Annotated in this window: 20 protein-coding genes; 3 read left to right on the top strand and 17 right to left on the bottom strand. The window is 56.4% G+C overall.

Annotated features, from left to right (window positions below; genetic code table 11):
* Positions 1–384 precede the first annotated feature (384 nt).
* The 4 genes from rpoC to rplJ all read right to left on the bottom strand — a co-directional run bounded on the left by rpoC (position 385) and on the right by rplJ (position 10,038).
* Positions 385–4,626, bottom strand: coding sequence for a DNA-directed RNA polymerase subunit beta' (gene rpoC, locus ACR0IO_RS22325; protein ID WP_155142438.1), 4,242 nt, complete (start codon positions 4,624–4,626; stop codon positions 385–387).
* 52 nt (positions 4,627–4,678) lie between these two features.
* Positions 4,679–8,815 carry a DNA-directed RNA polymerase subunit beta gene (gene rpoB / locus ACR0IO_RS22320; RefSeq protein WP_480744937.1) on the bottom strand — a complete coding sequence of 1,379 codons (4,137 nt, stop codon included), beginning with the start codon at positions 8,813–8,815 and terminating at the stop codon, positions 4,679–4,681.
* Between the two features lie 250 nt (positions 8,816–9,065).
* Positions 9,066–9,440, bottom strand: a complete 375-nt coding sequence (gene rplL / locus ACR0IO_RS22315; protein ID WP_155142436.1) for a 50S ribosomal protein L7/L12 — start codon at positions 9,438–9,440, stop codon at positions 9,066–9,068.
* A 79-nt stretch (positions 9,441–9,519) separates the two neighbouring features.
* On the bottom strand, positions 9,520–10,038 hold the full coding sequence (gene rplJ, locus ACR0IO_RS22310; protein WP_170337106.1) for a 50S ribosomal protein L10: 519 nt from the start codon (positions 10,036–10,038) through the stop codon (positions 9,520–9,522).
* Positions 10,039–10,452: 414 nt separating this feature from the next.
* On the opposite strand from rplJ, the gene ACR0IO_RS22305 reads away from it, so the two are divergent.
* A complete protein-coding gene (locus ACR0IO_RS22305; protein ID WP_480744934.1) occupies positions 10,453–11,412 on the top strand; it encodes a phosphotransferase in 960 nt (319 codons plus the stop codon).
* A gap of 104 nt (positions 11,413–11,516) precedes the next feature.
* On the opposite strand, the gene rplA is transcribed toward ACR0IO_RS22305, so the two are convergent.
* Together rplA and rplK are read right to left on the bottom strand one after the other, a co-directional pair.
* Positions 11,517–12,215 carry a 50S ribosomal protein L1 gene (gene rplA, locus ACR0IO_RS22300; protein WP_008758243.1) on the bottom strand — a complete coding sequence of 233 codons (699 nt, stop codon included), beginning with the start codon at positions 12,213–12,215 and terminating at the stop codon, positions 11,517–11,519.
* Position 12,216: 1 nt separating this feature from the next.
* The gene (gene rplK / locus ACR0IO_RS22295; RefSeq protein ID WP_037314971.1) at positions 12,217–12,666 is read right to left on the bottom strand and encodes a 50S ribosomal protein L11; all 450 of its coding nucleotides are present in this window, start codon (positions 12,664–12,666) and stop codon (positions 12,217–12,219) included.
* Positions 12,667–13,006: 340 nt separating this feature from the next.
* Here rplK and gntH point away from each other — a divergent pair, with 340 nt between their 5' ends.
* Complete coding sequence (gene gntH / locus ACR0IO_RS22290; protein ID WP_170337110.1) at positions 13,007–14,263, top strand: guanitoxin biosynthesis MBL fold metallo-hydrolase GntH; 1,257 nt, start codon at positions 13,007–13,009, stop codon at positions 14,261–14,263.
* A 117-nt stretch (positions 14,264–14,380) separates the two neighbouring features.
* Here the strand turns inward: gntH and nusG are convergent, their stop codons facing one another.
* The 7 genes from nusG to ACR0IO_RS22255 all read right to left on the bottom strand — a co-directional run bounded on the left by nusG (position 14,381) and on the right by ACR0IO_RS22255 (position 20,620).
* Entirely contained in the window at positions 14,381–14,914 is a 534-nt protein-coding gene (gene nusG, locus ACR0IO_RS22285) for a transcription termination/antitermination protein NusG (protein WP_155142458.1), read from the bottom strand.
* A 201-nt stretch (positions 14,915–15,115) separates the two neighbouring features.
* Positions 15,116–15,313, bottom strand: coding sequence for a preprotein translocase subunit SecE (secE, locus tag ACR0IO_RS22280; RefSeq protein WP_155142428.1), 198 nt, complete (start codon positions 15,311–15,313; stop codon positions 15,116–15,118).
* A gap of 96 nt (positions 15,314–15,409) precedes the next feature.
* The gene (ccoS, locus tag ACR0IO_RS22275) at positions 15,410–15,568 is read right to left on the bottom strand and encodes a cbb3-type cytochrome oxidase assembly protein CcoS (RefSeq protein ID WP_155142426.1); all 159 of its coding nucleotides are present in this window, start codon (positions 15,566–15,568) and stop codon (positions 15,410–15,412) included.
* 5 nt (positions 15,569–15,573) lie between these two features.
* Positions 15,574–17,751, bottom strand: a complete 2,178-nt coding sequence (locus ACR0IO_RS22270) for a heavy metal translocating P-type ATPase (protein WP_480744931.1) — start codon at positions 17,749–17,751, stop codon at positions 15,574–15,576.
* Positions 17,752–17,754: 3 nt separating this feature from the next.
* Positions 17,755–18,213, bottom strand: coding sequence for a FixH family protein (locus ACR0IO_RS22265; RefSeq protein WP_170337114.1), 459 nt, complete (start codon positions 18,211–18,213; stop codon positions 17,755–17,757).
* Between the two features lie 2 nt (positions 18,214–18,215).
* On the bottom strand, positions 18,216–19,643 hold the full coding sequence (gene ccoG / locus ACR0IO_RS22260) for a cytochrome c oxidase accessory protein CcoG (protein WP_170337116.1): 1,428 nt from the start codon (positions 19,641–19,643) through the stop codon (positions 18,216–18,218).
* Positions 19,644–19,744: 101 nt separating this feature from the next.
* Positions 19,745–20,620, bottom strand: coding sequence for a LysR family transcriptional regulator (locus tag ACR0IO_RS22255; RefSeq protein ID WP_480744928.1), 876 nt, complete (start codon positions 20,618–20,620; stop codon positions 19,745–19,747).
* 99 nt (positions 20,621–20,719) lie between these two features.
* On the opposite strand from ACR0IO_RS22255, the gene ACR0IO_RS22250 reads away from it, so the two are divergent.
* On the top strand, positions 20,720–20,878 hold the full coding sequence (locus ACR0IO_RS22250) for a hypothetical protein (RefSeq protein ID WP_480744926.1): 159 nt from the start codon (positions 20,720–20,722) through the stop codon (positions 20,876–20,878).
* 140 nt (positions 20,879–21,018) lie between these two features.
* Here the strand turns inward: ACR0IO_RS22250 and ccoP are convergent, their stop codons facing one another.
* Genes ccoP through ccoN form a run of 4 tightly spaced genes read right to left on the bottom strand, consistent with a single transcriptional unit; the run spans position 21,019 to position 24,454 of the window.
* On the bottom strand, positions 21,019–21,882 hold the full coding sequence (gene ccoP, locus ACR0IO_RS22245) for a cytochrome-c oxidase, cbb3-type subunit III (protein WP_480744924.1): 864 nt from the start codon (positions 21,880–21,882) through the stop codon (positions 21,019–21,021).
* Positions 21,879–22,091, bottom strand: a complete 213-nt coding sequence (locus ACR0IO_RS22240; protein WP_155142413.1) for a cbb3-type cytochrome c oxidase subunit 3 — start codon at positions 22,089–22,091, stop codon at positions 21,879–21,881. The genes ccoP and ACR0IO_RS22240 overlap by 4 nt, the downstream gene beginning before the upstream one ends.
* 11 nt (positions 22,092–22,102) lie before the next feature.
* Positions 22,103–22,831 (bottom strand): cytochrome-c oxidase, cbb3-type subunit II, encoded by a 729-nt coding sequence (gene ccoO, locus ACR0IO_RS22235; RefSeq protein WP_170337124.1) that lies wholly within the window; start codon positions 22,829–22,831, stop codon positions 22,103–22,105.
* 15 nt (positions 22,832–22,846) lie between these two features.
* Positions 22,847–24,454 carry a cytochrome-c oxidase, cbb3-type subunit I gene (gene ccoN, locus ACR0IO_RS22230; RefSeq protein WP_155142409.1) on the bottom strand — a complete coding sequence of 536 codons (1,608 nt, stop codon included), beginning with the start codon at positions 24,452–24,454 and terminating at the stop codon, positions 22,847–22,849.
* Positions 24,455–24,483 lie beyond the last annotated feature (29 nt).

Below are 24,483 nucleotides of genomic sequence, written 5' to 3'. Positions count from 1 at the left end.
TTCTGTCGTTGTAAGAGAACGCAGACTCCCGAGCGATGCGCATGGAGCATTCTGAGCTGACAGGATTTGCGGCGATAACCCGCACGCAAAAACTAAACCCAAGGCGAGGCTGGTCTTTGAGACAGGTCTTGGAGCGGTTCTGTTTAAAGCCATTGGATTCTACCTTAAAAATAATTTCAATATATGCATCCAACAGGAACCCAGTCCATGCCTGCCCATTTCATTTTTTAGGTGTGTTGTAGCTGCTGCTTTCTTAAGTTGATTCTTCGGCCTGTGAGAAAAATGTGGCTGGCAAGAGCAATTGAGTTTTGCCAATCCAGTCGACTCAAAATCAAAAGGCCCCGCGAAATCGCGGGGCCTTTCTTTGTTCATATAGGAGAGTGATTACTCGCGGCTTTCCGGTGTTTCTACCAGAACATCCAGCTCATCACCGACCATGTCATCATCCATCATCGGAGCCGCCAGAGCAGCGGCCGCTTCGGCCTCTTCCCGGCGGGCTTCGATCACCACGTTGTCACGCGACTGCGCGATATGGCGGACGCTTTGAGTTGCGCCACCGGTACCGGCGGGGATCAGACGGCCGACGATGACGTTCTCTTTCAGGCCAACCAGTTTGTCTTTCTTGCCCTGAACCGAAGCTTCGGTCAGTACACGAGTGGTTTCCTGGAACGACGCCGCCGAGATGAACGAACGCGTCTGCAGCGAGGCCTTGGTGATCCCCAGAAGGATCGGCTCGCCCTGTGCCGGACGACCACCGCGGGCGATGGTCTTCTCGTTGGCTGCGTCGAACTCCTGCTTGTCGACATGTTCGCCTTTCAGCAGGGTGGTGTCGCCTGAATCCAGGATCTCCCACTTCTGCAGCATCTGGCGCACAATGACCTCGATGTGCTTGTCGTTGATCTTCACGCCCTGCAGACGATAGACGTCCTGCACCTCGTCGATCATGTAATCCGCCAGCGCTTCGACACCCATGATGGACAGGATGTCATGCGGAGCCGGGTTACCGTCCATCAGGTATTCACCCTTCTGGATGAAGTCACCTTCTGCGACCGGGATGTGCTTGCCCTTGGGCACCATGTACTCGATGGTCTCCATGGACTCGTCAGCCGGTTCAATGCTGATGCGGCGCTTGTTCTTGTAGTCGCGGCCAAAGCGTACGTAACCATCGGCTTCTGCGATGATCGCGTGATCTTTCGGACGACGGGCTTCGAACAGTTCCGCCACACGCGGCAGACCACCGGTGATGTCCTTGGTCTTGGCGCCTTCACGCGGGATACGCGCAACAACGTCACCAGCTTCAACCTGCTGACCGTCTTCAACCGACAGGATCGCATCCACCGACATCGGATAGTGAACCGGGTTGCCCGCATCGTTGCGGACCGGCTCGCCATCTTCGCCAACCAGAATAATCTCAGGCTTGAGGTCGCTGCCTTTGGGGGCGGCGCGCCAATCGATCACGATCTTCTGGGTCATGCCGGTTGCTTCGTCGGTCTCGTCGCGGACAGCAAGGCCCGAAACAAGGTCAACGTATTTCGCAGTACCGGCTTTCTCGGCGATGATCGGCAGGGTGTAGGGATCCCACTCGAACAGCTTGTCGCCACGGGCCACTTTGGTGCCATCTTTGACAAACAGCTTGGAGCCGTAGCCCAGCTTGTGGCTGGCACGCTCTTCGCCGTGTTCGTCCTTGATCACCAGCTTCATGTTCCGGCCCATGACAAGGCTGTCGCCTGCTGCATTGACCAGAATCTGCGGGTTCTCGAACGAAACAACACCGTCCTGGCTGGCTTCCTGGAACGACTGCTGACCACCTTGTGCAACACCACCGATGTGGAAGGTCCGCATCGTCAGCTGCGTACCGGGTTCACCGATGGACTGGGCGGCGATGATACCGACTGCCTCACCCGTGTTCACCATGGTACCGCGTGCAAGGTCACGACCGTAGCAGGTCGCACAGACGCCTTCCTCGGACTCACAGGTCAGAGGCGAGCGGATGCGCATCGACGCAACGGCAGCCTCGTCAATGGCGTCGGCCATACGTTCATCGATCAGCTGACCGGCAGCGACCAGAACCTCATCTGTACCCGGACGCAGAACGTCATCGGCAGACACACGGCCCAGCACACGCTCGGCCAGCGAAGCGACGACTTCACCGTCATTGACTGCAGCTTCGGCTGTGATCGCGCGCTCGGTTCCACAATCGACCTCGCGAACGATGCAGTCTTGTGCGACGTCCACAAGACGGCGGGTCAGGTAACCCGAGTTCGCCGTCTTCAGAGCGGTATCCGACAGACCCTTACGGGCACCGTGTGTCGAGTTGAAGTACTCGAGAACGGTCAGACCTTCTTTAAAGTTCGAGATGATCGGTGTCTCGATGATGTCGCCGTTCGGCTTAGCCATCAGGCCGCGCATACCGCCCAGCTGTTTCATCTGAGTAACCGAGCCACGCGCACCCGAGTGAGCCATCATGTAGACCGAGTTTGGTTCCTGCTCGGAGCCATCCTCTGCCCGATCCGACGACGAGATCGTGCTCATCATCGCCTCGGTGACGCGGTCGTTACACTTCGACCAGGCATCGACAACTTTGTTGTACTTTTCACCCTGAGTGATCAGGCCGTCCATGTACTGTTGTTCGAAATCCTTCACCTGATCGCGGGTGTCATCAACGATGCCCCACTTGTCGCCCGGGATGACCATGTCGTCCTTACCGAACGAGATACCGGCCTTGAACGCTTCTTTGAAGCCCATCGACATGATCTGGTCACAGAAGATGACCGACTCTTTCTGACCGCAGTAGCGGTAGACAGTGTCGATCACCTGCTGCACTTCTTTCTTACGCAGCAGACGGTTAACCAGCTCGAACGGTGCCTTGTTGTTCATCGGCAGCAGAGCACCCAGACGCACGCGGCCCGGAGTGGTCTCGAAACGCTGCTGAACTTCGTTGCCTTCGTCGTCGATCTGAGTGATCCGGGCAGTGATCTTCGAGTGCAGATGAACTTCACCCGCGTCCAGCGCGTGCTGGACCTCGTCGATCGAGCCGAACACTTTGCCTTCGCCGGGCATGCCTTCACGTTCCAGGGTCAGATAGTAGAGACCCAGGATCATATCCTGCGACGGAACGATGATCGGCGCGCCGTTTGCAGGCGACAGAACGTTGTTCGTCGACATCATTAGAACACGGGCTTCCAGCTGCGCCTCAAGGCTCAGCGGAACGTGAACAGCCATCTGGTCACCGTCGAAGTCAGCGTTAAAGGCCGAGCAGACCAGCGGGTGCAGCTGAATGGCTTTACCTTCGATCAGGACCGGCTCGAATGCCTGAATGCCAAGACGGTGCAGCGTCGGCGCACGGTTCAGCATGACAGGGTGTTCGCGGATCACCTCGTCGAGGATATCCCACACTTCGGGGCGCTCTTTCTCGACCAGTTTCTTCGCCTGCTTCACGGTCGAAGACAGACCCTTGGCTTCAAGGCGCGAGTAGATGAACGGCTTGAACAGCTCCAGCGCCATCTTCTTGGGCAGACCACACTGGTGCAGCTTGAGTTCCGGACCGGTCACAATGACCGAACGGCCCGAGAAGTCGACGCGCTTACCCAAAAGGTTCTGACGGAAGCGACCCTGTTTACCCTTCAGCATGTCCGACAGCGATTTCAGCGGACGCTTGTTGGCGCCGGTGATCACGCGGCCACGACGGCCGTTGTCGAACAGAGCATCTACGGATTCCTGCAGCATCCGCTTTTCGTTGCGGACGATGATGTCAGGTGCGCGCAGCTCAATCAGACGCTTCAGACGGTTGTTCCGGTTGATGACCCGGCGATACAGATCGTTCAGATCCGAAGTCGCAAAACGGCCACCATCCAGAGGAACCAGCGGACGCAGTTCCGGCGGAATGACCGGGATCACGGTCATCACCATCCATTCAGGCCGGTTGCCCGACTCGAGGAAGGATTCAACAACCTTCAGACGCTTGATGATCTTCTTAGGCTTCAGCTCGCCGGTGGCTTCGGCCAGATCAGCGCGCAGCTGCTCGGCTTCGGCTTCCAGATCGATCTGGGCCAGCATCTCACGGATGGCTTCAGCACCGATATTGGCGGTGAACGCGTCCATGCCATAGGCATCCTGCGCATCCATGTACTCTTCTTCGGTCAGCATCTGGCCGTAGGTCAGGTCAGTCAGACCGGGCTCGATGACGACGTAGTTTTCAAAGTACAGAACGCGTTCCAGATCACGCAGAGTCATATCCAGCATCAGACCGATGCGGGACGGCAGCGATTTCAGGAACCAGATATGTGCAACAGGCGCGGCCAGTTCGATGTGGCCCATGCGTTCACGGCGGACTTTCTGCAGGGTGACTTCCACACCGCATTTCTCGCAGACAACGCCGCGATACTTCATCCGCTTATATTTGCCGCACAGACATTCGTAGTCTTTGATCGGGCCAAAGATACGCGCGCAGAACAGACCGTCTCGCTCGGGCTTGAACGTCCGGTAGTTGATGGTTTCGGGTTTCTTGATCTCACCATAGGACCAAGACAGGATCCGTTCAGGGCTGGCCAGCGAAACCTTGATCTCGTCAAAGACTTTCGGCGGTGTCAGCGGGTTGAACGGGTTGTTGGTGATTTCCTGGTTCATTTTGATACCTCAAATTTTGCGGAAGGGGGGACGGGAGGAAGGGCCGAGGCCCTTACTCCTCAACCTCCGCATCCAGGAGTTCCATATTCAGGCCGAGGCCACGGACTTCTTTAACCAGAACGTTGAACGATTCCGGTACGCCCGCTTCAAAGTTATCCTCGCCCTTAACGATCGACTCATAGACCTTGGTCCGGCCAGCGACGTCATCCGATTTCACGGTGAGCATCTCCTGCAGGGTGTAGGCGGCGCCATAAGCTTCCAGAGCCCAGACCTCCATCTCACCAAAGCGCTGACCACCGAACTGCGCCTTACCACCCAGCGGCTGCTGGGTAACCAGGCTGTACGGCCCGGTCGAACGCGCGTGGATCTTGTCGTCCACCAAGTGGTGCAGTTTCAGCAGGTACTTGATGCCCACGGTCACAGGACGTGCGAATTGCTCACCGGTACGACCATCGAACAGAATCGACTGACCGCTCTCCGAGAAGCCCGCACGCACCAGCGCGTCGTTGACGTCAGCTTCCTTGGCACCGTCGAAGACCGGGGTAGCGATCGGAACACCACGGGTCACATTGCCCGCAGCCTCGATCAGGCCATCCTCGTCCAGACCGGTGATGCCTTCTTCGTAGACGTTCTCGCCATAGGCCAGCTTCATCGCTTCGCGCACCGGGGTCAGATCGCCGGAACGGCGGTACTCACCCAGAGCGTCATCGATGTTCAGACCCAGACCGCGCGCGGCCCAACCCATGTGGGTTTCAAGGATCTGACCGACGTTCATACGCGAAGGCACACCCAGCGGGTTCAGACAGAAGTCGACAGGAGTACCATCGGCAAGGAACGGCATGTCTTCCATCGGAACAACCTTGGAGATCACACCTTTGTTCCCGTGACGACCGGCCATCTTATCGCCCGGCTGCAGCTTACGCTTCACGGCGATGAAGACTTTGACCATCTTCATCACGCCCGGCGGCAGGTCGTCGCCACGACGGACCTTTTCGACCTTGTCTTCGAACCGGGCGTCCAGAGCGCGCTTCTGCACTTCGTACTGCTCGTTCAGAGCCTCGACGATCTGTGCGTCCTGCTCGCCTTCCAGTGCCAGTTGCCACCACTGACCACGGGTCAGGGTTTCCAGCAGTTCCTCGGTGATCACCGACCCTGCCTTGACCCCTTTCGGGCCTTTGACAGCGGTTTTACCCAGGATCAGACCCTGCAGACGCGCATAGATGTTGCGGTCAAGGATCGCCAGCTCGTCGTCCCGGTCACGGGCCAGACGTTCGACTTCCTCACGCTCGATCTGCAGCGCACGCTCGTCTTTCTCGACGCCGTGACGGTTGAAGACGCGGACTTCCACGACCGTACCGTAATCGCCCGGCTTAACGCGCAGCGAGGTGTCACGCACGTCAGATGCTTTTTCACCAAAGATGGCGCGCAGCAGCTTTTCTTCCGGGGTCATCGGGCTTTCGCCCTTCGGAGTGATCTTGCCGACCAGAATATCGCCCGGCTCAACATCCGCACCGATGTAAACGATGCCAGCCTCGTCGAGGTTGCGCAGCGCTTCTTCACCGACGTTCGGGATGTCGCGGGTGATCTCTTCCGGGCCCAGCTTGGTGTCACGGGCGGCGACTTCAAATTCCTCGATATGGACCGAGGTAAAGACGTCGTCCCGCGCGATACGCTCTGAGATCAGGATCGAGTCTTCGTAGTTGTAACCGTTCCATGGCATGAACGCGACGACCACGTTCTTACCAAGAGCGAGTTCACCCATATCGGTCGACGGACCGTCGGCAATGACTTCGCCCTTCTGGACGGTGTCACCCACCTTGATCAGCGGACGCTGGTTGATGCAGGTGTTCTGGTTCGAACGCTGGAATTTGCGCAGACGATAGATGTCAACGCCAGCGTCGCCCAGTTCCAGATCCTCGGTGGCGCGGATAACGATACGCTGGGCATCGACCTGGTCGATGATACCGGCGCGTTTCGCTTGAATCGCAGCACCCGAGTCGATCGCAACCTTTTCCTCGATACCGGTACCGACCAGCGGCGCCTCGGCGCGCAGCAACGGAACCGCCTGACGTTGCATGTTCGAGCCCATCAGAGCGCGGTTAGCGTCGTCATTTTCAAGGAACGGGATCAGCGATGCAGCGACCGAAACCAGCTGTTTCGGTGACACGTCGATCAGGTCCACATTCTCGCGCGGGGCAAGGGTGTAGTCACCGGCCTGACGGGTCGAAACCAGATCGTTGATGAACTTGCCATCTGCATCCAGAGTCGCGTTCGCCTGCGCCACGGTGTGACGCATTTCCTCGGTCGCGGACATGTAGTGAACCTCATCGGTCACCTCAGCGTCTTTGACAACGCGATAAGGTGTTTCGATGAAGCCATACTTGTTCACGCGGGCAAAGGTGGCCAGCGAGTTAATCAGACCAATGTTCGGACCTTCCGGCGTTTCAATCGGGCACATCCGGCCATAGTGGGTCGGGTGTACGTCACGAACCTCAAAGCCCGCACGCTCACGCGTCAGACCACCGGGGCCAAGCGCCGAGAGACGGCGTTTGTGGGTGACTTCCGACAGCGGGTTGGTCTGGTCCATGAACTGCGACAGCTGCGACGAGCCGAAGAATTCGCGGACAGCAGCAGCAGCCGGTTTCGCGTTGATCAGGTCCTGAGGCATGACGGTGTCGATCTCGACCGACGACATACGCTCTTTGATCGCGCGTTCCATGCGCAGCAGGCCAACGCGGTACTGGTTTTCCATCAGTTCGCCGACCGAACGCACACGACGGTTGCCGAGGTGGTCGATATCGTCCACGTCGCCCTTGCCGTCACGCAGTTCAACCAGCGCCTTGATGCAGGCCACGATGTCTTCGCGGCGCAGCGTGCGCAGGGTGTCCGGCGCATCCAGAGCCAGACGCATGTTCATCTTCACACGGCCAACGGCTGACAGGTCATAACGCTCGCTGTCGAAGAATAGCGTGTCGAACAGGGCCGATGCAGCTTCGACGGTGGGCGGCTCGCCCGGACGCATGACGCGATAGATGTCCATGAGCGCGCTTTCGCGGTTCATGTTCTTGTCCTGCGCCATGGTGTTGCGCATGTAAGGGCCGACATTGACGTTGTCGATGTCCAGAACCGGGATGTCGGTGATGCCCGCGTCGATCAGTTCCTTTGCGGTACCGCCGATCAGGTCGCCATCCTTGTCATATTCCAAGGTCAGTTCGTCACCGGCCTCGACATAGATCGCGCCGGTTTCTTCGTTGATGATGTCCTTGGCGACATACTTGCCAACGATATGGTCGAACGGAACCAGCAGGTCGGTAACAACGCCTTCTTCGATCAGTTTCTTAACAGCGCGCGGGGTGACTTTCTTGCCTGCTTCAGCAATCACTTCACCTGATTTCGCGTCAACCAGATCATAGGTCGGACGGGTACCACGAACACGCTCGGGGAAGAACGGCGTGATCCAGCCTTTCTTCTTGTCCAGTTTGTAGGACACGGTGTTGTAGTAGGCATCCATGATGCCTTCCTGGTCCAGACCCAAAGCGTAAAGCAGCGTGGTCACCGGCAGTTTGCGGCGACGGTCGATACGAGCGAACACAATGTCCTTGGCGTCGAACTCAAAGTCCAGCCAGCTGCCGCGATACGGGATGATGCGGCAGGCGAACAGCAGTTTACCCGAGGAGTGGGTTTTGCCCTTGTCGTGGTCAAAGAACACACCGGGCGAGCGGTGCATCTGGGATACGATTACTCGCTCGGTGCCGTTGACAACGAACGTACCGTTCGGGGTCATCAAGGGCATGTCGCCCATGAAGACATCCTGTTCCTTGATGTCTTTGACCGACTTTGCACCGGTATCTTCATCGACATCAAACACGATCAGGCGCAGAGTGACCTTCAGCGGCGCGCTGTAGGTCATGTCGCGCTGCATGCACTCTTCGACGTCATATTTGGGCTTTTCCAGATCGTATTTCACGAACTCCAAAACGGAGGTTTCGTTGAAATCCTTGATCGGGAAAACCGACTGGAACACACCTTTGATGCCTTCGCCATCAGTGGGCTGCTCTGCATCGCCGGAGCGCAGGAAAAGATCATAAGAAGATTTCTGGACCTCAATGAGGTTCGGCATCTCCAGCACTTCGCGGATTTTGCCGTAATATTTACGAAGACGTTTCTGGCCAAGGAACGTTTGAGCCATGTCAGATGTCACCTTTCGATGTTCTCAGCGGGCAAAGACACCGTCGGGCCCCGGCATCTTGCACATTCGAGACGACACGTCCGGATCAATTCATGGCCACCGTCCCGAAGGCAGCCTCCCGATCCGAAAACCGTGTCTTAGAAAACGCCCCAGATATTGAGGCCCTTTCTAAGACAGGTTCGGCTGGACCCGGATTTCTCCGGACCCAGCCAAATTTTTCGGCACATCAGCGATGCACCAGAGACTAAGCTTAGGCCAGCTCGACTTCGGCGCCAGCTGCTTCCAGCTTGCCTTTGATGTCTTCTGCTTCTGCTTTGTCTACGCCTTCTTTGATCTTGCCGCCGGCTTCGACCAGTTCCTTGGCTTCTTTCAGGCCCAGGCCGGTGATGCCGCGAACTTCTTTGATGACGTTGATTTTCGATGCGCCGGCGTTCTTCAGAACGACGTCGAATTCGGTTTTTTCTTCCTCAGCTGCGCCACCGGCGTCGCCACCAGCTGCAACCATTACGGCGCCGCCAGCTGCAGGCTCGATGCCGTATTCGTCTTTGAGGATGGTTTTCAGTTCTTGTGCTTCCAGCAGGGTCAGACCCACGATGCTTTCTGCGAGTGCTTTCAGATCAGCCATTTTATCAGCTCTTTCCGTTTACAGTGTGTGTTCCAACGTCAGGGTATTTACCCTACGCAGATCATTCAGTGCCAACCGCTTACGCAGCTTCCGCCTTCTCTTCGATGGTGGAAAGGATGCTTGCGATGTTGCTTGCAGGTGCGCCAATCGCGCCGGCGATGTTCGAAGCAGGTGCGCCAATGCAGCCCACGATCGAAGCAATAAGCTCCTCGCGAGACGGCATTTTCGAAACGGCTTCAACGCCTTTGCGGTCCAGAGCGTTCTCGCCCATTGCACCGCCGAGGATTTCAAAATTCTTGTTATCCTTGGCGAAGTCCTCGGCCACCTTGGCTGCTGCCACGGGGTCCTCGGAATAGGTCAGAACGGTCATCCCTGTCAGCAGGTCGGCCATGCTTTCACACGGCTTACCCTCAAGGGCGATTTTGGCGAGCCTGTTCTTGGCAACACGCACGGAACCTCCGGCTTCGCGCGCACGCGAACGCAGGTCCTGCATCTCGGCAACTGTCAGACCGGCGTAGTGCGAAACCACTACGACGCCAGAGCTTTCGAAGATTTGGCCGAGTTCCTCGACCACTTTCTCTTTCTGGGCTCTATCCACAGTTCTCTCCAAGTTAGGGATGAAACCTCATCCCGGCTCATATTTGCCGTAGCTTACGCTCCGGCGTTCAGGTCCGTTGTTACGGGATTGGCCAAAATTCGCCCGAGGGTCAGGACCCTCGAAATTCTTTGGTCTTACCCGTCTCAGGCAGGGAATTAAGACCTTTCGTAAGGTCACCCACCGTCTTGGACGAAACGAAATAAAGCGCACGACGAATCGCACGCTTTACTCCGCAGTTCTCTTTAGGGCAGATGGCGGGGGTTTCCAAGGGGTAAATTGGTCAGATCCCGGAAATCCGTCCGGCTCACTTTTGAACTTTGGTCAATAGGGAAATGGCAGCCATTGACACATAACCTGCGCTGAGGTCCTGTCACCTGCACATACAGAAGATCAATCACAGGCACCACTCTCCGAATGCCGGACCTTACCGAGAGCGAAAGACAGTTTACATCCGACTACGTGACTGAGTTTCTGAGTTACGCGAACACAGACGCTACGGAACAAGTCAAGTGCATCTACCGTTCACATGCTTATGCTACATCCCGCCTCGTCCTGAAGGTTCAAACCAAGCCCGCAACCTACGCTTTAAAGATTGATACAGAGGCTCCTGACACCGGAAGATTGCGCGATGAATTTGACCTTCTGACCAAACTGCATATCCATTTCGAGGACAACCCAACCACTCAGGTTATCCGCCCGGTATATCTGTCAGACACAAACTCCTTTTTCGTCACAGAGTTTATTGACCGGCCGACAGCAGTGGATCTGATCTACAACAGCACGGATGACGATCAGGTCGCACAGGTTTTCCGTCGTGCAGGATCTTGGCTCAATGACCTTCATAGTTGCCAATTGCCGGTAAACTATGCCTTCCGACCAAAGTGGATGACCGACAGCATCAGTGATCTGCTGGATGCGGTGCCCTATGAGATCTCGGATCAAAGTCGGAGATGGGTGAACATCATGTTCGCCGAAGCCGCCCGCCTGAAAGGCGTTGAAGACATTCGGGTCTTTTCACATGGTGATTTTCATGGGCAGAACCTGATCATCGGGCAGGGCAAAACGATTGGCCTGGATTTCACCGAAGCCCGAGAAAAACTGGCGGTGTATGACATCGTTGATTTTCTGAAAGCAGATATATTTCGGGAAGGTGGGGCATCAGACGTGGATCGAAGCGGCATCCTGAAGAGAAACAAAGAAATGTTCTTCCGCCGCTACAAGCACCCCATAAACACCGAGATTCTGGATTTCTGCATTCGGGGGCGGTTGCTGAAAGACTGGCTCTTTCTTCACCAGAGACGCCATGATTGCAGTGAATTCGAAGAGCACAAGCGAGAGCGCCTTGGCATTCGGCTAAGGCAAGTATTCGGCTAGATCATCGGGGAGCTTTCCGCTCATCCACAAACATCGATCCCTAAAAGAAAACCCGGGCAGCTTTCGCTACCCGGGTTAATTCTGTCACTACTGGTCGCTAAGGCTTATTCGCCCGCAGCAGCTGCAACGTCCAGAGTCACGCCTGGGCCCATGGTCGAGCTCAGTGCGATTTTCTTCATGTAGGTGCCTTTGGCGCCCGACGGCTTGGCCTTGGCAACAGCCGAGATGAAGGCGCGGACGTTTTCGACCAGCTTGGCTTCGTCGAACGACGCTTTGCCAACACCAGCGTGCACTACGCCGCCTTTTTCAGCTTTGAACTGAACTTCACCACCTTTGGCTGCTTCCACGGCCGCTTTCACGTCCATGGTCACAGTGCCAACTTTGGGGTTCGGCATCAGGTTGCGGGGGCCCAGAACTTTACCCAGACGGCCAACGATCGGCATCATGTCAGGGGTTGCAATGCAGCGATCGAATTCGATGGTGCCGCCCTGAATGGTTTCCATCAGGTCTTCTGCGCCAACGATATCTGCACCTGCTTCTTTCGCTTCGTCAGCCTTGGGGCCACGAGCAAATACAGCAACGCGCATCGCTTTACCGGTGCCGTTCGGCAGGCCGACAACGCCGCGAACCATCTGGTCTGCGTGACGAGTGTCAACGCCCAGGTTCAGAGCGATTTCGATGGTTTCGTCGAATTTCGAAGTTGCGTTGGCTTTGACCAGGGCAACTGCTTCGTCCACCGACAGGTTTTCCTTGCCAGCGACAGCTTCGCGCGCAGCGCGGGTACGTTTACCGAGTTTTGCCATCTTACTTCACCTCGATGCCCATAGAGCGGGCCGAGCCCAGGATGATCTGCATTGCGCCTTCGACGTCGTTGGCGTTCAGATCTTTCATTTTGGCTTCGGCGATTTCACGAACCTGCTTCGAAGTCACGGTTGCCACGGTCTCACGACCTGGGTTCTCCGCGCCACGAGGGCGGTTACGCTTGCCAACCGGCTTCAGACCAGCTGCTTTTTTCAGGTAATAAGACGCGGGCGGCGTCTTGATGTCCATGGTGAAGGACTTGTCCTGATAGTAGGTGATCACGGTCGGGCAAGGCGCGCCTTGCTCCATGTCTGCGGTCTTGGCGTTAAACGCCTTGCAGAATTCCATGATGTTGATGCCGCGCTGACCCAGCGCTGGACCAACTGGCGGCGACGGGTTCGCCTGACCTGCAGGAACCTGCAGTTTCATTGTACCAGCAAGCTTCTTGGCCATTTGGTTTTCCTTTCAACTTAGGTGAAACGCGTTCCACCCAGATTATGTTGCGTGGTCCGATCCGGGATCGCGATCCCAGCAACCTCCCACGAGAGAATCTCGCCCGAAGACGATAGAGGCGGCGTTTACAGGGGAATGCAGGGGTTGGCAAGGGGATCACTGACCCAATCCGAGACGACTTACAGGGCAACTTTCAAAAACAGTCATCTGCCCATCTATACTACTTCCTTGCATGCGATTCCGAGTAAAACTTGCCAAACACATTCAAAAATTGCGACCCTTGGATGAGTCGGAACTGCGTGTTTGGTTTCTCGACGATATCCTTATGGGAGGGCTTTTGATGATATTTTCCAAGACTTTCATAAATGTAATAACGCTTAGCGCCGGGATCACCACAGCCGCAGCGACGATCACGATAGCGCAAAACGAGGAACCTTCGGAATGGTCAAGGACCGACCCATACCCCAACCAAACTGTTTACTACCCGGGAACTGAATCTCTGGGGCCTGACGAGATGCGGGTTATCGCTTGCGGAACGGGGATGCCTCAACCACGCCTTAAACAAGCTGCCGCCTGCTTTCTTGTTGAACTGGGCAATGGTGAAAAATTCATCTTCGATATGGGCGAAGGTTCATATGAACGGATCATGGCGCTTGGGATACCCCTGGATCAACTGGATAAGGTCTTTTTAGGTCACTTGCACCTTGATCATGCAGGCGATTTTCCAGCCTTCTATTTTACCGGCCCCGTAAACAATCGCTTAACTCCAGTCCGCCTTTGGGGGCCTGAGGGGATCAAGCCGGAATGGGGCACTAAGGCATGGTCCGACCACATGATGAAGATGTGGGCCTGGGAAGAAGCGACCAGAGGCGCGGCGGTCGATCCGAGAGGATTGCAGCTTGAAGTGAACGAATTCGACTGGAAAGCTGTAAACAATGTCATCTTTGATGAAAACGGCGTTCAAGTCAGAACCCTGCCAGCCATTCATGGCGAGCAATCGGTTAGTTTTCTATTGGAATGGAATGGCCTCAAGTTCGCTTTTTCCTCTGATACACTTCCGACACGCTGGTGGAGAGAGCATGCCGCCGGTGCCGATCTTGCCATCCACGAGTGCTTCACTCCCCCTGAATACATGATCGAAAAGTACGGTTTTGAACCATCTGAGGCGATTTTTGTGGGCTCACAGGGGCATACAGCTGCACAGGCGTTTGGGAAGATCATGTCTGAGACAGAACCGCGACTGGCAGTTTGTTATCACTTCCAGAACGATCATGACATCGCGTTGGCCGTCTATTCGGCAATACGGGAAACCTATGACGGCCCGTTGGATTTAGCAGCTGATTTCATGACATGGAATGTAACGAAAGATAGTATTCGAACCCGGCAAGGGATACCCAACGAAGAGTCCTTTCCGGCACCGGTTCAAATGGCGAAGCAACCCCCAGACTCTGCCGCAGAGTTTCCATTCTCCGAATTCGATCTTGAAAGCATGGACCTTGGGGCTGCCGAAGCTACAAATGACATGATCGAAGCATTCAATGAGCGCTCGGGCAACAATGAGGTAGGTGCCTACACCAGCCTTCCCTTCAAAGAATAGGGAGCTAGTTCTGCGACGTTCGCGAACTTGGCTGGTCAGCGATCACAAAACTCATAAAGCAAAAAACGCCGCGTGGTCGATGACAACGCGGCGTTCTGAAATGCTCTGAGAAGCTATTCAGCCCTGCTTCGTGACCTGCGTAAAGTCCAGCTCCACCGGAGTTTCCCGACCAAAGATCGAGACGGTCACTTTCAGCTTCTGGTTCTCGTCGTCCACGCCTTCGACCATGCCGTCGAAATCTTCGAACGGGCCGTCGTTGACCTTGACCTTCTCGCCGACCTCGAAGGTAATCATCAGCTTGGGCGCTTCTTCACCTTCCTGAACGCGGTTGAGGATCTGGTTCACCTCGGCGTCGCGCATCGGCATCGGGCGGCCCTGCGGGCCAAGGAAACCGGTGACGCGGTTGATCGAGTTAATCAGGTGATAGCCCTGATCCGACATTTCCATATGCACCAGAACGTAACCGGGCATGAAACGACGCTCGGTCGTGACCTTCTTGCCGCGGCGCACTTCGATCACCTCTTCGGTGGGCACCAGTACTTCGTCGATATCGTCCTCAAGGCCCTGCTCGGCCACGGACGTGCGGATCTGTTCTGCGATCTTCTTTTCGAAATTCGAAAGAACGCTGACCGAGTACCACCGTTTCGCCATGAACCTGTCGTCCTTGTTTGCCTTTCGGGCCACCGAACACTCGGACCTGCCCGTCATTGAAATTCTATCTCGTCACCCGGAATAAAAAGCGGCGCGCAGCCCGAATCGCCGCACGCCCATTCCGAATAGTACTGTGTCAACTACTCTGACACGGCGCGCTGTGCAAGGGGGCAGTGGCGTTTCCGCGCGGCCCGGTTCGCCTTAGCTGAATGCGCCGAGAACCAGTTGCAGACCACCGCGGATGGCCAGATCAACCAGTGCAAAGAAAACGGCCGTCAGTGCCGCCATGATGAACACCATGACCGTGGTCAACAGCACCTCACGCCGGGTCGGCCAGACGACCTTTGCTACTTCGGCACGGACTTGCTGAATGAACTGGATCGGGTTTGTGGTGGCCATTAGGCTTGGTCTCTCTGCTAGCGGATGGGCCGGACATAGCCGGGCATTACGGCAAATTCAAGGGCAGTTGGTGCAACCGTGAACAAAGGTGGGGCTTCAGGGCTTTGGCCGGTCGTCCCATTCGTCACTCAGGATGCGCCGCGAGTCCCCTTCTGGATCCTCATATTGGTTCGAACGAACGGTATAAATAAACGCCACAAGGCCAATACCGCCCAGAAGCAGTGAGATCGGGATCAGATAGGCCAATACTTCCATTCAGGTCACCTTAGGCGCAGGGCGTTCAGGGATACGGTAATCGATGAGGTCGACATCGCAAGGGCCGCAATCAATGGCGTCGCCAGCCCGGCAACGGCAAGCGGCACCGCAATCACGTTATAGACCGTTGCGATCTGAAAATTCTCACGAATCCGTTTCGTTGCTTTCACTGCAGTATCGCAGGCATCGGCAATCGGGGACAGATCATTCCCAAGCAAAACGATGTCTGATGCAACACGCGCCGCGTCCAGCGCCGAAGCGGGTGAGATCGAGACATGCGCGGCAGCAAGGGCAGCGGTATCATTCAGGCCATCCCCTACCATCAGGACATTCCTGCCCTCCTCACTGAGGCTCTGAATGCGAAGCGCCTTGTCCTGAGGCAATGCCTCGGCAACCCAGTTTTTGATCCCAAGCTTGTCGGCAAGCGCATGAACCGCACCCTCTGTATCGCCGGAGATAAGAATCACCTCTTTGCCAGATGCCTTAAAGGCCTCAACCGCTTCCTGCGCGCCCGGGCGCAAAGCGTCAGAGTATCGGAACGCAACGGGTCGAGCCGATCCGATAGCGAGCCAGGCCGATGTCTGCGCATCCTGCTGTCCGCCAACCCAGGCGGAACGCCCAAGGCGAACACGCTGGCCTCGATACTCGCCTTCGGTTCCATATCCGGGCACCTCAGTGATATCACGAACCTTGGCAGGCTTGACCCCGGCCTCTCGTGCCGCCTTTACCAGCGCGACGGACAAAGGATGTGCCGACGCTTCAGCCAGCGCCAGCGCCACTCCAAGTTCAGAACGGGAATGATCCCCCAGATTAATCAGTTCAGGCGCACCCGAAGTCAGAGTGCCGGTTTTATCGAATACAACTGTGTCGACCTCAGCCAGACGTTCCAGCGCAGTGGCATGTTTGATCAGCATGCCTTTTCGAAACAAACGTCCCGAAGCAGCCGTTGTCACCGCAGGCACCGCAAGCCCCAGCGCACAAGGGCAGGTGATGATCAGAACCGCTGCCGCAATGTTCAGCGCCGTACGGATATCGCCGGAATAGATGTACCAACCCAAAAAACTAAGCGCCGACAGGATATGAACACCCGGTGCGTAAAGCTTGGCAGCCTTGTCAGCCAATGACGTGTATCGCGAGCGGCCTGACTCTGCGATGGCCACCAAATCTGCCATGCGATGCAGGGAGGTATCCTCGCCCACAGCAGTTGCACGGATAGTCAACGGCCCGGTCAGATTGACCTCACCTGCGCTGACCTCAAATCCCTGTTCCGCAAAGACTGGCAGTGTTTCACCGGTCAGCAAGGAACGATCCAGCTCTGACTGGCCGGAAACAATCTGGCCGTCTACCGGCATTCGGCCACCAGGCCGAACAAGGATCAACTCACCGACCTTTAGTTGAGCGACAGGTACCTCTTCTTCTGCACCATCCACCAACCGAATGGCACGTGGCACTTCGAGTGCCGTCAGTTCTTCGGCTGCTGACCGCGCCGCAGCACGCGTTCGGTAATCAAGATAGCGACCCGCAAGCAGGAAGAATGTAAGCGTCAGAGCTGCGTCGAAATAGGCGTGCTCGCCACTCAGTGCAGTTTCCCAAAGGGATGTAACCAGAGCCAGCAGAATAGCCAGCACGATCGGTACATCCATATTGAGGCGGCGAACCCGAAGCGCGCTCCACGCATTGGCAAAGAACGGCTGTGCAGAAAACGCGATAGCTGGCAGCGCGATGGCTGCTGAGATCCAGTGGAACATGTCTCGCGTCGCATCGCTCGCACCCGACCAGACCGAGACCGACAGCAGCATCACGTTCATCGAAGCAAACCCGGCTACTGCCAGTCGCATCAACAGATCACGTCCAGCCTTGTCAGACTGTGTGGCAGACAACGCCCCCGGGTCCAACTCGTGCGCCTCGAAACCTGCGCGCTCGAGAACAGGAATCAGATCTGCCGCGCGGATATCAGGCGCGGCTTTGATCATGGCTCGCTTCAGGGTCAGGTTGACGCGTGCATCTTCGACACCGGGATGGGCGTTCAGCTCACGTTCGACCGTTGTAATACAGGCCGAACAATGGATGCCCGGCAGTGACAGCGCAATCTGCACATCCTCGGGGACTGGCCGGGCAGGTTCGGCCGGTGTTGCGATGCAACCCGGACAAGCCGCCGTGCCAGAGCTGAGCTGTGCCGTCATCCCCTACCCCTTTACATAAAGCGGAATGCGTTGGGAAAACTCAGACCCGTCATGGTCTTTCGCGACAAGACGAATATTCCAGTTTCCTGCACCCAAGGTGGCAGGTGTCGCATAGGCAATGCCGTCGAACGTGAAATCGGGGGTGAAATCATCACGCACATGGGTTGCGCGACCGACCACTGCCTGCAGTTCTGCCACTTTGACCGGCGCGCCCTGCGCATCGGTGATGCGCAAAATCAGCAGACCACCTTTTGCTTCGGCCTTTACGTCCCAGCCCAGCGCCTGCTGTTCCTGCAAGCGCTCGTTGAACTCCTGACTCGCAACGTAGGAGTTTTTGACTTCGAGCCCGGGAAAGGTCTTCACAGCGCTATACGCAAGCAACAGATTGACAGATATGATTACGGCAAAGGCTGCAACGAACACAGCTAACGCGTGTTTACCGGTAAATTGACGCTCTGCCATGATCAGTCTCCCCGCCCGTTGAACGTGGTATCTTTTGATGCGCGCTCGCCGCTGCTCAGATCTTCGACCCAGATGCGAACCGGGGTCGAGTCGGCGCTCGCCGGCGCAGTGTCTTTCGACGCCACGATGTAAACGCGGGTCAATTGTGCCGTATCTGCCGTGACATTCACAGTATCCAGATCTGTACCCTCGATCTCAATCCGCATCGACGGGTCACCGACCAAAGAGAGTTTAAACAGGCGGTCGTCTCCATGCTTGTTCCGCAAACGCACATCATAGGTATTGCGGATCGTACCGTCTGACAGGGTCACAAAGGTTGGGTTGCGCACCGGGGCGACCGTCAGGTCGATATCGGAACGAATGAACAGTGCAAACAGCAACGCAAAACCAACCAAGGACCAAAGGGCAGTATACATAATGGTCCGCGCCCTGAAGATGTGCTTCCAGACACTCACGGGTGGTTCGCCTGCGCGCTCGCGCGTTTCGTCGCTTAGCGCCATGTAGTCGATCAATCCGCGCGGTTTGCCGATCTTGGCCATCATGTCGTCACAGGCGTCGATGCACAGTGCGCATGTGATACATTCCAATTGCTGACCATCCCGGATGTCGATTCCAACAGGGCAAACATTGACGCAGGCCATACAGTCGATGCAGTCCCCCAGTTCAGAGTCTGCAGTCCGCTTCCCTTTGCCCCTCGGCTCACCCCGCCATTCGCGGTAGCCAACGACCAAAGTGTCCTCGTCCATCATTGCGGCCTGAATACGTGGCCACGGGCATGCGTAAATACAGATCTGCTCTCGGGCAAATCCCCCAAACAGAAATGTCGTGCCCGTCAGGATCAGGATTGTCGTGTAAGCAATCGGATGGGCATTTCCGGTAACCAGATCACGCGCCAACGTGGGCGCATCTGCAAAGTAAAACACCCATGCACCGCCCGTCGCCAGACCGATCAGTAGCCAGGCCACCCATTTCGTAATCCGCAGCCGCGCCTTTCGGAAATCGAGCTTTTTCTGCCGGTGCAGTCGCAAACGCGCGTTTCTGTCCCCCTCGATCCAGCGCTCAACAAGAATGAAAAGGTCGGTCCAGACCGTTTGAGGGCAAGCGTATCCACACCAGACACGACCAAGCGCCGATGTGAACAAAAACAGCCCAAGACCAGCCATGATCAGCAAACCTGCCACAAAGTAAAACTCGTGTGGCCAGATTTCGATCCAGAAGAAATAGAAACGGCGATTTGCCAAATCCAGCAACACGGCCTGATCGGGCAGGCTGGGACCCCGGTCCCATCTGATCCATGGGGTCAGGTAATAGATACCCAGTGTTACTGCCAAAATGATCCATTTCAGGTTTCGAAATGGCCCTGACACACGTCTGGGAAAGATCGGCTCCCTAGCGGCATAAAGGCTGGGGGCGGGGTTGGAATCGCTCACGGGCTGGCTCCGGATCTGGCTCTTTTTCAGGCGACTTCTTCCAGATCATACACCCACCAACTTTGATTTGGGTCAAAAGCGTATCGCAAAGACACCTTTTGTCACACCCCGAGTGCCTGTCGCCTCAGCCAGCTAACAAATGTCTTTACCGCCTGTCTTTGTGGCGTTTGGGCCGTAACAATATGGTATCCTGCGCCATCGGGCTCGGCATAAAGCTCTACAATTCGCCCGTTCTCGATATCCTGCTCGACGAAATGTCGCACTGTAACGGTAACCCCCTGCCCGGCTCGTAGACCGTCCAACACCAGATTTCCCGGAACGACGATCCGCCCTACGCCGCGCTCCAGTTCTGCCCCGCGACCTGCCAACCACGTGGTCGCTTCGGTCGTTCCGACCTCTTCCAGCCAGGGCAATTGCGCGAGTTCGGCGGGTGACCAGTCAGATTTACCTTTGAGCAGTTCGGGTGCCGCCACGATCACCATCGGCGTCTGCAGCAGCATCTGCGCGTCAACTCCGGACCACCCACCGGCACCGTACCGGATTGCGATATCTATACCGCCCGGACGCAGTTCAACCAGATCCGGCGATGGATCCAGAATCAAGTCGATCTCGGGGTGATCTAAGCGAAATGCCGGAAGCCTGGGCATCAGCCAGGATGTAGCAAAGGACGAAGTTAAAGACACATGCACGGGCCGGTCCGTACCAGACCGCACGAGCTCGTCGACAGCTGACCCGATTGCTCCGAACCCGAGTTGAAGAGCCCGCGCCAGATGCTCGCCTTGCGAAGTCAAAGTCAGAGACTTCCCGCTTCGATCCAAAAGAGCGACACCCATATGATCTTCAAGCGCGCGTAGCTGCTGGCTTATTGCGGCATGGCTAACATTAAGCGCCGCACCAGCCTGAACAACGTTTCGCTTTTCCGCAAATGCTGAAAAGGCTCGCAGTGAAGTTAGCGGAGGAAGAGACAACCAATCCATATGTAATCCTGTCTTACATAAGCAAATGGTAATTGAGTCGCCTTTCTCCCGTCAACGGCAGATCATGTGAGCAGACGCCAATCAGTCAGGAGAAAGATCATGCTCTCGATTTTCGCCAAGTCCTTCATGACCGCGACACGAATTGATGCAACGACTGTCCGTGATGTGCCCAAGGCAAAGGCCAGCAAGCGCCGTTGGCTGCCTGCAGGCCATTGGTGGCTGCAGAGCAAACGTGATATCGATTTGTGCGATCTGTGATATGGTGCTTTGCACCAGAGCAGGTAATCGACCTAATTCTCGGAAAATAGACACCGGCTGTTCAGGAAACGCGCGAACAGATGGAACAGCCGGTGTCAGAGCCTTCGGGCGGCGAGCCGTCCGAAGGTTTTCTTTAACCCTTACTGACCACCACCCAATTGGTGGACATAGGCGGAAACCGCACGGATTTGCGCCTCGGTCAGTCGGGTATCCCAAGGTGGCATCACACCAAATCGGCTGTTGGTCACCGTTTCGGTCAACGCCTCTTCGTCGCCACCATAAAGCCAGATAGCATCGGTCAGATTCGGCGCGCCCTGGAAAACGTCACCAGTGCCATCTTCACCATGGCAGGATGCACAGTTGTCTTCGAAAACAACTTTGCCCGCTTGTGCCGCCGCATCATCCGTCTGCGCATTGGTCAGCGACATGACATACTGAACCACCTGAGTGATCTCGTCATGCTCGAGAATCTCGCCAAAGGCAGGCATCTCGGAATAGCGTGTGTCGTCGCTTTCCTCGCTACGGATACCATAGCTGACAGTGGTTACGATATCGTCCAGCGTACCGCCCCAAAGCCATGCGTCATCCAACAGGTTCGGGAAACCCGGGGCACCTTGCGCACCGGAACCATGACACTGCGCGCACCAGGTGCGGAACACCGCACCACCCGCATTGACGGCGTATTGCTGAAGCTCCGGATCTTTCGAAATCTCGTCCAGAGGTGTTTCCACCAGCTTGGCATTCCACGGAGCATTCGCCTCTTCGAAGGCAACCATCTCTTGCTGAACAATCTCGCGCGACGACCAGCCCAACACGCCCGCCGTTGCAGACTGAACCAAGGGCCACGCCGGATACATGATCGTGTAGATCACAGCCCAAACGATCGTCGCGTAGAAAGTCCACAGCCACCAGCGCGGCATCGGGTTGTCGAATTCTTCGATACCGTCCCAGCTGTGACCCGTGGTGTTTGGATCGCCCGGCTGTTTTTTAGGTGTCTTGCTCATTTCCTCGCCTCCTTAACTTCGGCGGGTTTGTCGTCTCCCTGCTGAGACGCAGGCGCATCGGTGTGCCGGAAGGGGATGTTGGCGGTGTCCTTGTATTCCTTGCTGGCACCAGGGCGAAAAACCCAGATGACGATGCCGACAAAGAAGGCAAACAAGAGCAGCAGCATCCAGCTATCCGCGAATTGCCTGAGGAGTGTGTACTCTTCCATAACAATCCTCCCTAGCGGCTGGCGTCCGGGGTGAAGGTCGAGAAGTCGACCAGCGTGCCCAGCATCTGCAGGTAGGCGATCAGCGCGTCAGCTTCGGTTAGCTCAGGCTGACCATCGAAGTTGCGGACATTGACCTTGTCACCATAGCGCTCCAGCAGACCATCATAATCGCTGTCCGGATCTGCCTGAGCGCGGAAGTCTGCCACTGCATTCTCCAGCATCTCTTCGGTATAGGGCGTGCCGACTACTGCGTTTGCCGCCATGATGTCACCGATATACCTGCCGTCGATCTTACGGCGCTCGAGGAACCCGTATTTTGGCATAACCGATTCAGGTACCACCGATTGCGGATCCCGCAGGTGATCCATCTGCCACTGATCCGAATAGCGGCCGCCAACACGCGCCAGATCGGGACCGGTCCGCTTGGACCCCCACTGGAATGGGTGGTCGTACATCGACTCGGCCGCCAACGAATAGTGACCATAACGTTCCACCTCATCCCGCATCGGACGGATCATCTGGCTGTGGCAGGTGTAGCAGCCTTCGCGGATGTAAATCTCACGCCCAGCCATTTCGAGAGGGGTGTAAGGGCGCATACCCTCCACCTTCTCGATGGTGTTCTCAAGATAGAACAGCGGGGTGATCTGCACGATGCCACCGATGGTCACGACCAGAAAGCTGAAGATCAGCAGGAGGGTCGCATTGGTCTCGAGGATCTTATGTTTGTCGAGAATTGCCATAGCTACCGGCCCTCCTTATTCAGCCGGGACCGCGACGGTCAGGCTGGCCTCTTTGGCCGGCGCTTTCCGCACAGTCATCCACAGGTTGTAGCACATGATCAGCGAGCCAGCGACGAACATGACGCCACCCAGAGCACGCACCACATACATCGGGAACTTGGCAGCCACGGTGTCGGCGAACGAGTTCACCAAGAAGCCGTTGGCATCCACTTCGCGCCACATCAGGCCTTCCATGATACCGGTGACCCACATCGACGCGGCGTAGAGCACGATACCGATGGTGGCGAGCCAGAAGTGCCAGCTGACCATCTGCAGCGAGTACAGACGCTCACGCTTCCACAGCACCGGCACAAGGAAGTACAGCGCACCAAAGGTGATCATGCCGTTCCAACCCAGCGCGCCTGAGTGCACGTGACCAATGGTCCAGTCGGTGTAGTGGCTCAATGAGTTCACAGCACGGATCGACATCATCGGACCCTCAAAGGTGGACATGCCGTAGAAGCCGACCGAGATCACCATCATCCGGATAACCGGGTCGGTGCGCAGCTTGTCCCATGCGCCCGACAGGGTCATCAGACCGTTGATCATACCACCCCACGAAGGCATCCAGAGCACGACCGAGAACACCATGCCCAGCGTCGAGGCCCAGTCTGGCAGCGCGGTATAGTGCAGGTGGTGCGGACCAGCCCAAATGTACAGGAAGATCAGCGCCCAGAAGTGGATGATCGACAGCTTGTACGAGAACACAGGACGTTCGGCCTGCTTGGGAATGAAGTAGTACATCATGCCCAGGAAGCCCGCGGTCAGGAAGAAGCCAACAGCGTTGTGGCCATACCACCACTGGATCATGGCATCCTGAACACCCGACCAGACGATGACCGATTTCGAACCCCAGATGCTGACCGGGATGGTCATGTTGTTGACCAGGTGCAGCATGGCAACGGTGACAATGAACGCGAGGTAGAACCAGTTTGCCACATAGATGTGGGGTTCTTTCCGCTTGATGATCGTACCCAGATAGACCGCCAGATAGGCCACCCAGACAATGGTCAGCCAAAGATCAACATACCATTCAGGTTCGGCATATTCCTTGGACTGGGTTCCACCCAATACGTAACCGGTTGCCGCCAGTACGATGAACAACTGGTAGCCCCAGAATACAAACCACGCCAGATTGCCACCCCACAGCCGCGCAGCGCTGGTGCGCTGAACTACATAGAATGAGGTCGCGATAAGCGCGTTACCGCCAAATGCAAAGATCACAGCTGAAGTGTGCAACGGCCGCAAACGCCCAAAGTTCAGATAGCCTTGGGCCCATTCAAAGTTGAGTCCGGGAAAGGCCAACTGGAACGCAATAAAGGTCCCTGCCAGAAATCCGACAACGCCCCAGAATGCCGTCGCAATCACGCCATAGCGGATCACGTCATCCATGTACTCGGCGGAGCGATCAACAAGAATATCTGGCTCGTCAGTGTTTCTTAGCGTCCAGATAAACAACCCACCGGCGATGATCATCACCAGAATCGCATGCACCTGATACGCCAAATCCCGTGCATAGTTGGACCCTATCGCTGCGAATAGCACGATAAGCCCAAGCACGATCAGCTTGATGTAATTCGACATATTGCGTCCCTTTGCCATGCTCTGCGCGA

Source organism: Ruegeria sp. CE12 (assembly GCF_056537525.1).
Note: the sequence above shows the minus strand (reverse complement) of the source record. Positions and strands in the feature narration are given on the sequence as shown.

Coding starts and splice junctions, on each gene's coding strand:
- ACR0IO_RS22305 (WP_480744934.1), top strand. CDS start 10,453: ATGCCGGACCTTACCGAGAGCGAAAGACAGTTTACATCCGACTACGTG.
- ccoP (WP_480744924.1), bottom strand. CDS start 21,882: ATGAGCAAGACACCTAAAAAACAGCCGGGCGATCCAAACACCACGGGT.
- gntH (WP_170337110.1), top strand. CDS start 13,007: ATGATATTTTCCAAGACTTTCATAAATGTAATAACGCTTAGCGCCGGG.
- ccoS (WP_155142426.1), bottom strand. CDS start 15,568: ATGGAAGTATTGGCCTATCTGATCCCGATCTCACTGCTTCTGGGCGGT.
- ccoN (WP_155142409.1), bottom strand. CDS start 24,454: ATGTCGAATTACATCAAGCTGATCGTGCTTGGGCTTATCGTGCTATTC.
- ACR0IO_RS22270 (WP_480744931.1), bottom strand. CDS start 17,751: ATGACGGCACAGCTCAGCTCTGGCACGGCGGCTTGTCCGGGTTGCATC.
- rplK (WP_037314971.1), bottom strand. CDS start 12,666: ATGGCCAAGAAGCTTGCTGGTACAATGAAACTGCAGGTTCCTGCAGGT.
- secE (WP_155142428.1), bottom strand. CDS start 15,313: ATGGCCACCACAAACCCGATCCAGTTCATTCAGCAAGTCCGTGCCGAA.
- nusG (WP_155142458.1), bottom strand. CDS start 14,914: ATGGCGAAACGGTGGTACTCGGTCAGCGTTCTTTCGAATTTCGAAAAG.
- rplA (WP_008758243.1), bottom strand. CDS start 12,215: ATGGCAAAACTCGGTAAACGTACCCGCGCTGCGCGCGAAGCTGTCGCT.
- ACR0IO_RS22250 (WP_480744926.1), top strand. CDS start 20,720: ATGCTCTCGATTTTCGCCAAGTCCTTCATGACCGCGACACGAATTGAT.
- ACR0IO_RS22255 (WP_480744928.1), bottom strand. CDS start 20,620: ATGGATTGGTTGTCTCTTCCTCCGCTAACTTCACTGCGAGCCTTTTCA.
- rpoB (WP_480744937.1), bottom strand. CDS start 8,815: ATGGCTCAAACGTTCCTTGGCCAGAAACGTCTTCGTAAATATTACGGC.
- ACR0IO_RS22265 (WP_170337114.1), bottom strand. CDS start 18,213: ATGGCAGAGCGTCAATTTACCGGTAAACACGCGTTAGCTGTGTTCGTT.
- ccoO (WP_170337124.1), bottom strand. CDS start 22,831: ATGGCAATTCTCGACAAACATAAGATCCTCGAGACCAATGCGACCCTC.
- rpoC (WP_155142438.1), bottom strand. CDS start 4,626: ATGAACCAGGAAATCACCAACAACCCGTTCAACCCGCTGACACCGCCG.
- ACR0IO_RS22240 (WP_155142413.1), bottom strand. CDS start 22,091: ATGGAAGAGTACACACTCCTCAGGCAATTCGCGGATAGCTGGATGCTG.
- rplL (WP_155142436.1), bottom strand. CDS start 9,440: ATGGCTGATCTGAAAGCACTCGCAGAAAGCATCGTGGGTCTGACCCTG.